This window comes from Hyunsoonleella jejuensis (genome assembly GCF_900111025.1).
Classification (GTDB): Bacteria; Bacteroidota; Bacteroidia; order Flavobacteriales; family Flavobacteriaceae; genus Jejuia; species Jejuia jejuensis.
The window spans coordinates 543,408-557,943 of the sequence record NZ_FOFN01000001.1; the positions used below are offsets into that span (position 1 = coordinate 543,408).

Annotated in this window: 9 protein-coding genes; 2 read left to right on the forward strand and 7 right to left on the reverse strand. The window is 36.0% G+C overall.

The window, feature by feature from the left end; translation table 11 throughout:
- The 6 genes from BMY39_RS02305 to BMY39_RS02330 all read right to left on the reverse strand — a co-directional run bounded on the left by BMY39_RS02305 (position 1) and on the right by BMY39_RS02330 (position 11,476).
- On the reverse strand, positions 1–1,623 hold the full coding sequence (locus BMY39_RS02305) for a trehalose synthase (RefSeq protein WP_092574879.1): 1,623 nt from the start codon (positions 1,621–1,623) through the stop codon (positions 1–3).
- A 4-nt stretch (positions 1,624–1,627) separates the two neighbouring features.
- The gene (locus tag BMY39_RS02310) at positions 1,628–3,568 is read right to left on the reverse strand and encodes an alpha-1,4-glucan--maltose-1-phosphate maltosyltransferase (protein ID WP_092574880.1); all 1,941 of its coding nucleotides are present in this window, start codon (positions 3,566–3,568) and stop codon (positions 1,628–1,630) included.
- A 33-nt stretch (positions 3,569–3,601) separates the two neighbouring features.
- Positions 3,602–4,870: a glucose-1-phosphate adenylyltransferase gene (locus tag BMY39_RS02315; RefSeq protein ID WP_092574882.1), complete on the reverse strand. Its 1,269-nt coding sequence runs from the start codon at positions 4,868–4,870 to the stop codon at positions 3,602–3,604.
- 32 nt (positions 4,871–4,902) lie between these two features.
- Positions 4,903–6,105 carry a glycogen synthase gene (glgA, locus tag BMY39_RS02320; protein WP_092574885.1) on the reverse strand — a complete coding sequence of 401 codons (1,203 nt, stop codon included), beginning with the start codon at positions 6,103–6,105 and terminating at the stop codon, positions 4,903–4,905.
- Positions 6,106–6,713: 608 nt separating this feature from the next.
- On the reverse strand, positions 6,714–8,510 hold the full coding sequence (gene lepA, locus BMY39_RS02325) for a translation elongation factor 4 (RefSeq protein ID WP_092574887.1): 1,797 nt from the start codon (positions 8,508–8,510) through the stop codon (positions 6,714–6,716).
- 137 nt (positions 8,511–8,647) lie between these two features.
- The gene (locus BMY39_RS02330) at positions 8,648–11,476 is read right to left on the reverse strand and encodes a GEVED domain-containing protein (RefSeq protein WP_092574888.1); all 2,829 of its coding nucleotides are present in this window, start codon (positions 11,474–11,476) and stop codon (positions 8,648–8,650) included.
- Between the two features lie 248 nt (positions 11,477–11,724).
- Here BMY39_RS02330 and dusB point away from each other — a divergent pair, with 248 nt between their 5' ends.
- Positions 11,725–12,717 (forward strand): tRNA dihydrouridine synthase DusB, encoded by a 993-nt coding sequence (gene dusB, locus BMY39_RS02335; protein WP_092577548.1) that lies wholly within the window; start codon positions 11,725–11,727, stop codon positions 12,715–12,717.
- A 219-nt stretch (positions 12,718–12,936) separates the two neighbouring features.
- Positions 12,937–13,212 carry an Rdx family protein gene (locus BMY39_RS02340; RefSeq protein ID WP_092574891.1) on the forward strand — a complete coding sequence of 92 codons (276 nt, stop codon included), beginning with the start codon at positions 12,937–12,939 and terminating at the stop codon, positions 13,210–13,212.
- Positions 13,213–13,329: 117 nt separating this feature from the next.
- Here BMY39_RS02340 and BMY39_RS02345 read toward each other — a convergent pair whose 3' ends face one another.
- Entirely contained in the window at positions 13,330–14,535 is a 1,206-nt protein-coding gene (locus tag BMY39_RS02345; protein WP_092574893.1) for an ABC transporter permease, read from the reverse strand.
- Position 14,536 lies beyond the last annotated feature (1 nt).

Below are 14,536 nucleotides of genomic sequence, written 5' to 3' on the forward strand. Positions count from 1 at the left end.
TTAGTTATTTATAATGTTTGAAATTCCCTTTAAAGGAATAATTGCCCATTGCGGACGAGAATTAAGCTCGTAACCTAACTCGTAAACAGCCTTTTCTAATAAGGCGTATTTTAATAAAAATATGCGTTCTTGGTTATAACCAATATTTAAATTAGCATCTCTAACTTCACTAATATAAGTACCTAAAAATAAACCGTTAATATAATCATATAGTACTTCTCCTGCCGAAAAAAGCACTTCGGTTTTTTCTGTTTCAGAATAATTGAAAATTGTGGTATAAATGGCATAATGAAAGCTCCTGAATAAACCGGCCACATCCTTTAAAGGAGGTTGTTTTACTTTTCTATCACGAATGGTACTTTCGGGCTCCCCTTCAAAATCTAAGATATAAAAATCGTTGTCTTTTACTAAAATTTGCCCTAGATGATAATCACCATGAACCCTGATGCGTTGCCCTTTAAGTTTGGTCCAATCAAAATTCACAAAACGTTTTCTAATACTATTCTTTTTATTCAAAAATTCCCGAGCCAACTCCAGTGCCATCCCATCTAGTTTGTGCAGACTATTTTCTACTGTATTTAATCTATTTTGAAACTGATACAGCAATCTGTTTTTTAGCCAAACTTCATAATCACCATTGTAATGCGCCGGTGTAAATGCCATTTCTTCAAACTCCGAGCCTAGAGCTACGTGCATCTCTGCAGTACGCTTTGCTAGAGTTTGAATTTTCTTTAAAAAATCTAAACCAACCCAATCTATCAGGATTGGAGGGATATCATTAATGTTAAGTTTTAAAAATTGCTCTGTTTTTGGAACATCGCTTATCGTGATATTTTTATCATGAAACGCTTTAAATATCCTTTGAAACTCCTTTAACATATAATCCCACGCATCCCCTTCGTTTGGAATTAGTTTTTGCATTAGGGCAATCGTGATGATATCTTTTTCAGAATCAATAATATTGATACTCCCTAAATACGGAGGCGTATTTTTAAAATCTTGTTTTTCAGATAAGTATCGGCTCATTTCGTAGTCAGGATTCTTGTCAGAGTAAATCCTTCTAAAGAACTTTAATACGCAACCATTGTTATAAATAATGGATGTGTTGCTTTGTTCTAGGCCCATAAATTTTGATGATACGTATGATGTATCTTCAAGTAAAGCACTTTTATGGTACCTCACCTTAGTACGGTCTATTGGTTCGGCAGTTAAAATACGTTCGAAAGCCAGTTTTCTAAAGGCTTCAAGGTTAACGGCATCAATTATATAGCCTTCGCTACCATTTATGGAAATGGGTAATATTCTGTCTTTATCTGCTAAGGTTTCATCGGTTACAAAAGCGATAGGTAAAAAATAGTGTTGATAAAAGGCTTCAACAAAATTTACTTCTAATATCAATCCGTAATACACTTCTTCATTCTGCTGAATCCTAAAATATTCAGATAATTCTATGTATTTTAACTTGCTGGCCTTTCCACCATACCAACGCTGTTTTTGAATGTACTCTTCTAAAACATCAGATAAAAACACTGTTATAAAGTTAGAGTCGTCTAGAAGTTGTTCCCAGGCAACATCAAAAACTAAAGGTGCTTTTATGTTATGTTTAGAAGCGGTTTCGGGCATATATTTACTTGTTAATATTGAAAATATGGAACGGTAGTGTGGGGTGTAATTCCACAAAATTCCATTCACTATGCCAGTTGTAGCGATTATCGGTTATTAAATCATGCATTTCCAAATGATGTCCCGCGTGAACGCCCAATTCATGTAACGGTAGTTGTACGGTGCCTTGTTGCGAATTGTGCGCATCTAAACTTATTACCACAAAAATATGATTGGTTTTAGCGTCGTTCCATTTGTAAAAGGCCATTAAATTATCGTTTTCAACATAACAAAATTTTATATTGTTTGTTTGCTGAAGTGCTTCATTATGGTGCCTGATGTAATTGATTTTCGCAATCACTGTGGTGAGCTTATTTTGAATATTCCAATCGTAATGTGCTATCTGGAATTTTTCAGAATTGAGATATTCTTCCTTACCAAGCAATGAATCAGATAACATATACTCGAAAACTGGCCCATAAATACCAATACTGGAGCTTAAGGTAGCGGCCAATACATAGCGTTGTATATGTTTAGATTCTCCAGTACCTTGAAGCGGAAATGGATTAATATCTGGCGTATTTGGCCAAAAATTGGGTTGCATGTATTCCCGAAGTTCTGTTTTGGTTAATTCTTCAACATACTCTATTAATTCATGTTTGGTATTTCGCCAAGTAAAGTAGGTATAGGATTGGGTATAGCCTTGTTTTGCTAATTGTTGCATTACTTTTGGAGCTGTAAATGCTTCAGCTAAAAATATAACATTAGGGTGCTTTTCTTTTACTTTGGTAATAATCCAATGCCAAAAATAGAAAGGTTTTGTGTGTGGGTTGTCTACCCTAAAAATTTCTACACCACAATCTATCCAATGCATTAAAACACTTAGACATTCGTCCCATAGTGCTTTGTAATCTTTACTTTCCCAATAAATGGGTAAAATATCCTGATATTTTTTTGGTGGGTTTTCGGCATATTGCACAGTACCGTCAGGTCGCCATTTAAACCATTGAGGGTGCTCTTTTACCCAAGGATGGTCTGGAGCTGCTTGCAAAGCATAATCCATAGCGATTTCTAAATCTTGCTCTTTTGCTTTTTGAATTAGGGACTTAAAATCATCTAAACTACCCAATTGTGGATGTATGGCTTTATGGCCTCCATGTTTTGAACCAACGCCCCACGTAGAACCAACATCGCCTTCTTTTGCTTCAGTGGTATTGTTTTTACCCTTTCTATTTACTTCACCAATAGGATGAATAGGAGGTAGGTACACTACATCAAACCCCATATTTTTTATTCTTGGGAGTAAACGCTCACAGTCTTTAAACGTACCGTGTACCCCTTCTTGTTGTGAAGCAGAACGGGGAAAAAACTCGTACCAAGTACTGAACCTCGCTTTTTTTCTGTCTACATACACCTGAAACGTTTTAGAGGTGTTTTCTAAATGTTTAATAGGATGGTTATAGAAAATGCTATGAAGCTTATCTGAAACCGCTTCATTTATAGCTTCACCATAAGCATCTTCATTTTTAAAAATAGACTCAAGGTGTTTTAAATAGTCTTTGTCCTCTTTTGAAGATACCTTTTTTAGAATTTGAGTGACGTATTCAGCGCCTTCCAACAATTCAGAACGCACATATTGGCCATCTTCAATCTTTCTAATGATACCATGTTGCCAGTTTAAGGCGTAATCTACCCATGCTTCAACCTTATAGTTGTAAAACCCTTGTTTTTCTACTGAAAAAGTAGCTTGCCATTCATCATTAAAATCTAAGGTCATTCTAAATTCGCTCCAGGTTTTATCGCTCTCGTGCTTTAACAACACTGAAGCTCCCAATACATCATGGCCGTCGGCTAGAATAAAAGCTCTTACATTAACAATTTCATTTACAATACGTTTGATATAAAAATCACCACAATTTACACTTGGTGAAACATAGTCTATTACAACTCTTTTTTGGTCTTGCATACTAGTTTGTTGGTTAAAAAAGTAAGATGAGATTTATTGAATGGTAAATTTCTTTGGTAGAACAGCTCCTTTTTTAATCACCACAATACCGTCTTTAATACAATAGTCGTCAGTTTCTGTATCTTCCAAATGCTTTCCTCCATTAATTTTTACATCGTCACCAATACGACAATTTTTATCAATAATAGCATTTTTAATAAAACAACGTTGCCCAATTCCCATGAGAATTTCAGTCTTGTTTTGATTTATTTCCTCAAGTGTTTCATACTTATCACAACCCATCATATAGGTGTTAATAACTGTAGATTCGTCTCCAATTCTAGAACGGATACCAATAACAGATTTCTCAATTTTAGCTGCACTGATGATGCACCCTTCCGCAATAACAGATTTCTCAACAACCGTATTGGCTAATTTTGTAGTTGGCAACATTCTTGCCCTAGTGTAAATACGCTTACTTTTATCGTATAAATCAAATTTTGGTATATCGTCTGTTAAACCAATATTTGCGTCAAAGAACGAGTCGATATTTCCAATATCTGTCCAATAGCCTTCATATTGGTAGCTCAAGGTTTTGTGTTTATCTATAGCGCCAGGGATAATCTCTTTACCAAAATCATTAGTATCAGGATTTTCCATAAGTTTCACTAGCAAATCTCTGTTGAAAATGTAAATACCCATGGATGCCAAATAATGACGTCCTTGGTTTTTCATATCGCCACTTACTTCTGAAATCCATTCAGGTAATAGGTCTGCAGCTGGTTTTTCTATAAAAGATGTGATGACATTTTTATCGTCAGATTTTAAAATTCCAAACTCCGTGGCTTCTTTAGCTGTTACCGGTATTGTTGCAATAGAAATTTCCGCACCGCTTTCTTCATGAGCATTTATCATCAAATCATAATCCATTTGATATAATTGATCTCCTGATAGTATTAAAAAATAATCAAAATCATGTCGTAAAAAGTGATGCATACTTTGGCGCACGGCATCAGCAGTACCTTGAAACCAAGTTTTGTTTTGTGGTGTTTGTTCTGCAGCTAGTACATCCACAAAAGCACTACTAAAAAAACTAAAGTGATATGTATTTTTTATGTGGCGATTTAACGATGCCGAATTAAATTGTGTTAAAACGTACATGCGTTTGATATCAGAGTTGATACAGTTTGAAATAGGAATATCTACCAAACGGTATTTCCCTGCGATTGGAACTGCTGGTTTTGATCTGTCCTTAGTTAAAGGATACAGTCTTGATCCTTGTCCACCACCTAAAATAATAGACAACACCTTATTATTAATCATATCTAGTTGTTTTTAGTAATTTTTGTTTCGTTTTATATTAATGATCTGTATAGTTCTTCTACTTGTTTTGCTATTGCCACCCAATCAAAATAATCCTCTACCCGCTTTCTTCCTTTAGTGGCCATAGATTCTCTAAGGTCTTTGTTTGAAATCACTTTGTTTACACCATCTGCCAGATCTCTAGCAAATTTATCAGGATTAATAGGTTCAAAAGGTGCCTCGGTTTGTTGTTCTAGCGGAATTAACAGACCGGTTTCGCCATGAACTACTACCTCTTTAATACCACCTACCGCACTAGCAACTACTGCCGTATTACAGGCCATGGCTTCAATATTAATAATGCCGAAAGGCTCGTAAATTGACGGACAACAAAACACATCGGCATGAGAGTACAGTTGGATAATCTCTTGCTTAGTTACCATTTTATCAATCCAAATCACGTTATCACGTGTTCGCTTCACCTCATTTACGGCATCTTCCATTTCTTTACCAATTTCCTTGGTATCAGGAGCACCAGCACAAAGTACTATTTGTGTATCTGGATCTATATACTTTATAGCATTTACTAAATGAATAATACCTTTTTGGCGCGTAATTCTACCTACAAAAAGCACATAAGGTTTGTTTTTGTTAACACCATATTCGTCAAGTGTTGAACTTTCAGAAGTTTGCACGTATTGTTGCAAGTTAATACCGTTGTATATCACCTTAACTTTATCTTCATCAACATTAAAATGTTTAATAACATCTTCTTTGGTTTCTTCAGATACGGCAATTAAGACATCCGCCATTTCAATAGCCGTTTTTTCTACCCAAGAAGAGGCATCGTAGCCTCTGCCCAATTGCTCACGTTTCCATGGGCGCAATGGTTCTAACGAGTGCGTGGTGATTACTAATGGTGTGCCATAGCACAATTTTGAAATAATACCAGCAAAGTGCGCATACCATGTGTGGCAATGCACCACATCAGCATCTACCGCATCGGCATTCATATGAAGCGAGGTGCTTAGCGTTTTAAAAACCGATTTTAGTTTATCATCTGAATTTTTAAAAACCCCATCTTCAAAAGGAAACCCTTTCACACTTAAATTACCATCTTTAGAATTTTGATCCCCAAAACATCTTACATCCAGTTCCATTAGTTTCGACAGCTCATCTGCTAAATATTCAACGTGTACGCCAGCGCCTCCATAAACATATGGTGGAAATTCTCGTGTGTAAAAAAGTGCCTTCATATAAAATTAAGTAAGGATTTTCAATTATAAAATCAACATCAAAAGAAAGAAATTAGTAGGATACAATACCTTCTTTTTTAACTATTATTTTAAAAATTATTAAATCAGTTTTATAATGTTGTAATCGTTTGAAATATAATAAGGTACATTACAAAACAATGCGAAATTGTTAATAACAACTTCTGTATTTTCGAGCAACCTACTACCTATGCCAACCGATTAAAACACTGTGTTTTTGGGATACCTAGCAATATGTTGCTTAACATAGCAATGCTAGAGAGGTAATTTACAAAATAATTTATTAACAATTTTAAATGAAAACACTTTTAAAGAAAAACAGGTGTTTTTTACTTTACAAGAAATTTTTAATAAAAATTTTGGAGTTATAGTAATTACTATTGAAGAATATCGATGATTTATTTAAAAAGTATGAAGAAAATAAAAAAGCTATTCCAGTTTTGGGAATAGCTCTTAATAGAAGCTTTTTGGATTAGTTTATAGCTGGGATTTAGCTAAATTCCACACTAGAGACAATGCGAGTATTTTTTTTGGTACTATTAAGTTTTGTTATCAATAAAGAGATCCCTTTTTTTCAAAGGAATTTCTGGTTAATCATTAAGCTTTAGTACTGCCATGAACGCTTGCTGAGGTATCTCTACATTACCTACTTGACGCATACGTTTTTTACCCTTTTTCTGCTTCTCTAAAAGTTTACGTTTACGAGAAATATCACCACCGTAACATTTAGCCGTAACATCTTTTCTAAGTGCTTTTACGGTTTCTCTAGATATAATTTTTGCACCAATGGCAGCTTGGATTGGAATATCGAATTGTTGACGAGGAATTAATTCCTTTAATTTTTCACACATTTTTTTTCCAATGTGCTGTGCATTATCGGCATGTATTAATGCTGAAAGCGCATCAACAGATTGGGCATTCAGTAAAATATCTAAACGCACCAATTTAGATGGCTTCATTCCAATTGGATGGTAATCAAATGAGGCATAGCCTTTAGAAACGGTTTTTAGTCTGTCATAAAAATCGAAAACAATTTCGGCTAAAGGCATTTCGAACGTTAATTCAACACGCTCTGTGGTTAAATAGGTTTGATTGATAATAAGCCCTCGTTTTTCTATACAAAGAGACATAACGTTACCAACAAAATCAGCTTTTGTGATAATTGTAGCTTTTATAAAAGGCTCTTCAACACGATTTAAAGTTGAAGGTTCTGGTAAATCTGACGGATTATTTACAACAATAATTTCATCTGGATTTTTATTAGTGAACGCATGATAGGATACGTTTGGTACAGTGGTAATTACCGTCATATCAAATTCTCGCTCTAAACGTTCTTGGATAATTTCCATATGAAGCATACCTAAGAACCCACAACGGAACCCAAACCCTAAGGCTGCTGAACTCTCTGGTTGAAAAACTAAAGAAGCATCATTTAGTTGTAACTTCTCCATAGAAGCCCGAAGTTCTTCATAATCCTCAGTATCTACAGGGTAAATACCCGCAAATACCATAGGTTTTACGTCCTCAAAGCCTTCAACAATATTAGTAGTTGGTTTTGCAAAATCTGTAATGGTATCACCTACTTTTACTTCTTTTGCAGTTTTAATGCCTGTAATCAAATAACCTACATCACCGGTTTTTATACTTTGTTTTGCTACTTGATTTAGTTTTAACGTCCCAACCTCATCGGCATAATAATCCTTATTTGTAGCAACGAATTTTATATGCTGCCCTTTTTTAATTTCACCATTAAACACCCTAAAATAGGTTTCAATACCGCGAAATGTATTATAAACAGAATCAAAAATTAAGGCTTGTAATGGTGCGTTAGGGTCACCTTTAGGTGCAGGAATACGCTCAATTATGGCAGATAAGACATTATCTACACCAAATCCAGTTTTTCCACTGGCGTGAATTACCTCCTCGGGGTCGCAACCTAGGAGATCTACAATATCATCGGTAACTTCCTCTGGGTTTGCGCTTGGTAAATCTACCTTGTTCAATACAGGTATAATTTCCAAATCGTTTTCCAAGGCAAGGTATAAATTAGAAATCGTTTGTGCTTGAATACTTTGTGCTGCATCTACAATAAGAAGTGCGCCTTCACATGCAGCAATAGAACGTGATACTTCATAGGAAAAATCTACGTGACCTGGAGTATCAATTAAGTTTAAAATATACTTTTCTCCGTTATATTCATAGTCCATTTGTATGGCGTGCGACTTGATGGTGATACCTCGTTCGCGCTCCAAATCCATATTATCTAATAATTGATCTTGCTTTTCTCTGGCCGTAACAGAACCGGTGTGGTCTAGCAAACGGTCTGCTAATGTACTCTTGCCATGATCTATATGTGCAATGATGCAAAAATTTCTAATGTTTTTCATAAAGGAATCTAAAAACCAGATGTAATTTGCAAATATAGACGATTTATCGGTTTATATCTACAGTTTTTTTCGCTTGTTAAAACCTAAATGAAGCCTATTCTATAAGCGTTGGATAACAAAAACAGAATAGGCAGAAATTATCTCACCATTATTTTTCTAACAATAGTAGTACCATCTATATTAATCATTAATATATTAAATCCATGTGCTAGCTGGTCAATGGTATAGGCACCCTGACTATTAGGCTTAATGTGTTTTATATTTTTAAGTAATACACCTCTAATATCGAATACTTTTATAGAATTAATTGCCTGCTTGGTTGTTATAAATACCTTACCATCATTGGTTGGATTAGGAAACACTTTAGCTATGGCATTTGTATCAAAACTATCAGCACTAAGAGATCCTGTAGTTGAATTCCACACTAATTTGGCCTCAGAATTCTGCGTTCCTGTAGCAATAATTTCGAAGAAATATTTCGTACCAAGAGTCAAACCATTTGCTGTATAACTTCTGTCTGAAGCTCCAAGAGTGGCTAATGGCGTGAAATTAATACCATCCGTAGAAACATTAATTTGAAATCCTGTAGGGTTTGCTCCAGAAGCAATATCCCAACTTAAATCTAATGAAGTGTCGGCCGCATTACCTGCCATGGCGTTTATTACGGTAGATTCTTTACCTCCAGTAATCACTACTTTGTAGTCTTCCGTTTCACCGAAAGCTGCAGAATCACAGGCTCCTGAGATGGGATTGAAATAAGAACGAAATCTAATTCTAGTTTCGCCATTTACTGCATCGCTAGGGATATTAATGTTGATTGTTGCTTGTTCAAAATTCCCTCCTAAATCACTAAAAGTACCATCTTGATTTGTGTCTAAATATACCTGAAAATAGCCCACAGTACCGAATCCTTGATTTTCTCTTGCAATAGTGTATGAATTTCCTGCAACTAAATTTATGGCAGGAGTGCTGTAATAATCTGAATAACCATCGTTATCTGTGGTTCCACAGTCAGCGTTTGTTGAAACATGTTCAAAATTTATACTAGCAATGGCTATTTTAGAAATACCATAAGTGTTTCCGCAACCACTAGCACTCGATGGTGGGCAGTAATTTGAACTGTAGTCAGGGGTATTAATAATAACAGACTCGCTATATACACTTCCAGATTCTTTTTTTACACGATATTCAACTTGAGTATTTGGTGGCGCCATCGTGTCACTGAAAGTATTAACGGTGCCATCAGCAGTTTTGTCAATTTCAATAAAATTAATGCCATCAATACTTCGTTCAACAATAAATGGATAGCTATCAAGGGCATCTGTCCAATTCAAATCAACTTCTTTGGTCGTATTATTAAATGTAGCCATCAAATTTTGAGGGGCTTGTTCCGCAACAAGCTTAACGACATAATCTTCAGTCTCACTAAAATTATAAAAATCGGTTGGACTTTCTGTAGAGTTTTGTGATGTACATCGCACCCTAAGTCTCGTAAAACCTGCCGTGGCATTAGGCCCTACATCTATTGTGGTATTAACGGTAAATTGAAGGTTGTTATCTGGGTTCTGAAATTTCAATTCTCCGGCATCATCAAAATCACCATCACCATTTTCGTCTAAATAAACCAGAAAGAAGGCGTTGCCTCCTTGGTTTAAATTATTTGTCATAATTTTCATTGTAGCATCATAAGATCCGCCAATAAATAACTCAGGAGTGGTGGTATAGGTGTTTACGGTAAAGACGTTGTTTAAATTTGAAGTATTATTGATAGCCGTATTTGCAAGACTAAACTCTCCAATACCTGGTAAAACATCTTCATCTCTATGTACTACATAAGGCTTAAGCGGATGGCTTACCGCGGGTGCATAATCTGAAACAGCTGAATAGGTTTTACTATTTAAGTGTCTCGCTCTTATTTTATAATTAGTACCTGCCAAAACATCCGATAGAATTACCGTGTTTTCTGATGCGGGAGTCCCAAGCATAACATTCCATGAGGTGCCTCCATCTAAAGAATATTCTATCTGAGTACCAACTTGATTAGCTGCATTGGTCCATGATAATTCATCATAGCCGCCGTTATTGGCTATAGCAAGACCAGTAGGAACAGTTGTTATTTGGCCATTACCAATATAACCCGTATGCCACTGCTCAAACCCTGCAATCATAGCCGAATACTGGCCTGGTGTAAATTCAAAACCGCAAAACCCTCCATAATAAGACATGATGTTTGCTACCGGAGGATTATATAAATCACCATTAGGATCTGTGGTATTGCTTGCATTTACACAGTTAGTTATGGTAATGCCGCCTACACCAGGATCTGCTGGAGTATCACAAATTTTGTCCCCAGCGGTAGCACAATTACTACCATTTACAAGTTCAACCCCTGCGCTAGTATCAAAAGTGTGGGCTAAAGTTAAAAAATGTCCAAATTCATGTGGTACTGTAGCTTCTGAAATATCTAAAAGTTCTACACCAGAAACGCCTCCGTAGCCAGTTGCAGTAGCTGCAGCGCCAGGGCCTGACCATCCATCATTTATCCATACGTTAACAGTGTTTGCTGTTTTGTTTTGTAATAGTGCCGTATGATTAGCATCTCCACGCGTAGGCTTTAACCATGCACTATTATCCAAGTATGTAAAATTTTCAACATAAAATTGAATACCCATTTGGCTATAAATGCGGTTGGTCTCAATTAAAGATTTATAAAATGGTTCTATAGATTTGTTCACGGAAAAATTACCGTTTGTCTCGCGCACAAAATAAATGGAAAGCGGTATGCTTTGAATATTACTAGGGCTTGGATTAACAACTAATGATTTAGAATTGATTGTTTTACCATGTAGTTTAAAAAATTTTTGACGCTGTTCAGCTGTGTAATTGGCATCAACTCCACAATAATTCTGCGCAGGTAAAAGGATTGAAAATAAAATAAATGATAAGAGAAGTAATAATTTTTTCATAGAATTTATATTTAATATCCTCAAATTTAATAAATTAAAGTATATCAAAATGGGTTAGGGCGCATTTAATCTCAGTGTCAAGGACCACTAGGGTTAAGTTGCTGATGACTATTAACAGCCTTGTTTTCGGCACAAAACATTAAACATAATAGTAAATTGATAGCTATCTTATATGTTACATATTGCGTAAAACACGCCACATTTTTTTAATTAAAAAAAACCTTAATTTTGCCCCAAAAATTATACGCTTGGTAAAAATAGACAACATAGAACTTCCAGGTTTTCCATTGCTGCTAGCACCTATGGAAGATGTGAGCGACCCACCGTTTCGTGCGTTGTGTAAAGAGCAAGGCGCCGATGTGGTGTATACCGAGTTTGTGTCTAGTGAAGGCTTAATTCGTAACGCAGCAAAAAGCGTTATGAAGTTGGATATTTATGAAAAAGAACGCCCTGTTGGCATACAGATTTTTGGTGCTAATTTAGATAGTATGCTGCAAACTATTGACATTGTTGAGAAATCTAACCCTGATATTATAGATATCAACTTTGGATGTCCCGTAAAAAAAGTAGTGAGCAAAGGGGCAGGAGCAGGTATTCTAAAAGATGTGTGTTTGATGGAGAAGCTCACTGCAGAAATGGTAAAACGCACCAATTTGCCTGTTACTGTTAAAACCAGATTAGGTTGGGATCATGATTCTATAAAAATTGTTGAGGTCGCAGAGCGTTTACAGGATGTGGGTTGTAAAGCCATTGCTATTCATGGGCGAACACGTGCACAAATGTACAAGGGAGAAGCCGATTGGAAACCTATTGCAGCCGTAAAAAACAATCCACGCATGCATATTCCTGTATTTGGAAATGGCGATGTAGATACGCCTGAAAAAGCGGTTTTAATGCGTGATGAATTTGGACTGGATGGTGCTATGATTGGGCGTGCAAGTATTGGCAATCCCTGGTTTTTTAAGCAAGTAAAACACTACTTTAAAACAGGCGAGCATTTAGCACCAATTTCTTTAGAAGAACGCGTGGAGGCTGCACGTCGCCACCTACAAATGTCTATAGATTGGAAGGGTGAAAAACTAGGTGTTTTTGAAACCCGTCGTCATTACACAAACTATTTTAAAGGCATTCCTCATTTTAAAGACTATCGAATGAAAATGGTAACCAGCGACCATTCTAAAGATGTTTTTGCCACGTTTGATGAGGTGCAAGAGAAGTTTGCGGGCTATCAGTTTACGTAAGCCCCCTAACCCCAAAAAGGGGGAATTCTTACTCAAATGGAGAAGTTGCTATGAATACTCTAGATTTATATTTTTGAATTGAAGTAAATTATAAAAATAGCTGTCAGTTCGAGTGATTCTAAGATTATCGAAATCAAAATATATTTTGATTGAAGATACCAAGCGAAGCTTGAGAATTGTATCGAGAACCTTTTAACCAATAATTTTTAAATCAAAAAAATGAAAACCCAAGTCAAAATCGTCTACTGTACGCAATGCAAATGGTTGCTTCGTGCTACATGGATGTCTCAAGAATTGTTAACAACATTTAGCGAAGAGATTGACGAACTCACTTTAGTTCCTAGTACAGGTGGCATTTTTGAAGTTTATGCGAATAACCGAAGAATTTGGTCGCGAAAGGATATGAATGGTTTTCCTGAAATCACTGCTTTAAAGCAACTCGTAAGAGATGTTATTGCTCCTAATAAAAGTTTAGGGCATATTGATAGAAAATAGACTTAGGCAAATACACCTCGCGAGAAGGATTGCAGCGGCATCCTTTTTGCTTTTTCTGCAAAAAGATATAGCGGAAAGCCTGTTTGCCATTTTTCATGGCAACTCGCCCAAAAAATATTAATTTCCAGCAACCAATTTTTCGGTTACTCTCGTCGCGCTAATTTTCGAAGATAGAATACCTAAAACTGAAATGGTTAGGAACACAATGATAAAGTTTTCGAGTTTTATGCTTACAGGGTAGGCCAGTGTTGGCGTAATGGGAACAAGCCCAAATGTTTGCTGTAACAGCACTACTATAAAACCTAAAAGTAGACCCACAACACAACCAATGAGCGTTATGGCGGAGCCTTGAAAAAAGAAAATTTTGCGCATGTGTTTTATAGGGACGCCGAGATTGAAAAGGGTATTTAACGAGGGTTTTTTTTCTAGAATCATCATGATAATAGAGCCAATAACGTTAAAGATTAGCAGTGCCGAAACTAGTGTAAGCAATAGATAAATTAATAGATTTTCACTATTGAGCATTTTATACAACGCATCGTTAAGCTGCACACGGTTTTTCACAACAATGTTGCTTCCTAAAATGGTTTGAATTTGAGATTGTACTGCAACTTGGTCAGCATCTTCACTCAGCTTAAACTCTAGGGCTGAAATTTGATGGGGTGCATAGTTTAACAAGCGGCGGGCTAAACTTATGGACGAATAAACGTATGTATCATTTAGTTTTTCGTTAATGTCAAAAATACCAACATTAATAGCCCTAACAGCATTAAATGCGTTTTTCGTTGAGGTAACTTGTCCGGTTCCCGGTTTTGGCACGTACATGTCTAAAGCCTTTCCATAGTCTAAAACTCCAAAAGACAGGTTTTGAGACACGCCCCAACCCGAAACAATTTGATTGCTTTTTTGTGTTAACCAACTGCCATGCGGAATTACAGAGTCTATACCGCTTACTTTGTTGTAGTTGCCATCTACGCCTTTTATACTAGCTAGATAGTTTTTACCTTCGGAATACACAATAACACGTTCTTCAATAACTTCAGAATACAATACGATATCATCAATATTGTTAAGCTGCTCACGCTGGGCTTCGGTAAATGTAAAGGATTTGCCAATAATGGTTTCGGCTTTTAAATCTGGATCTACAATAGTAGAAAATTGTAAGGTGAAATCTTTTAAACCTGCAAAGCCCGAAAGCACCACAAAAAGCGATGCGGCCCCTAAAACCACGCCAATAAGTGCTATTATGGTGATAAAATTAATAGCGTTGTTACTACTTTTGGAGCGCAGGTAGCGTTTGGCTATATATAAAGAAACATTCAAA

Bases quoted from the DNA above. Each gene is read 5' to 3' on its own strand.
- BMY39_RS02305 (WP_092574879.1), bottom strand. From the start codon at position 1,623: ATGCCCGAAACCGCTTCTAAACATAACATAAAAGCACCTTTAGTTTTT.
- BMY39_RS02310 (WP_092574880.1), bottom strand. From the start codon at position 3,568: ATGCAAGACCAAAAAAGAGTTGTAATAGACTATGTTTCACCAAGTGTA.
- BMY39_RS02315 (WP_092574882.1), bottom strand. From the start codon at position 4,870: ATGATTAATAATAAGGTGTTGTCTATTATTTTAGGTGGTGGACAAGGA.
- glgA (WP_092574885.1), bottom strand. From the start codon at position 6,105: ATGAAGGCACTTTTTTACACACGAGAATTTCCACCATATGTTTATGGA.
- lepA (WP_092574887.1), bottom strand. From the start codon at position 8,510: ATGAAAAACATTAGAAATTTTTGCATCATTGCACATATAGATCATGGC.
- BMY39_RS02330 (WP_092574888.1), bottom strand. From the start codon at position 11,476: ATGAAAAAATTATTACTTCTCTTATCATTTATTTTATTTTCAATCCTT.
- BMY39_RS02340 (WP_092574891.1), top strand. From the start codon at position 12,937: ATGAAAACCCAAGTCAAAATCGTCTACTGTACGCAATGCAAATGGTTG.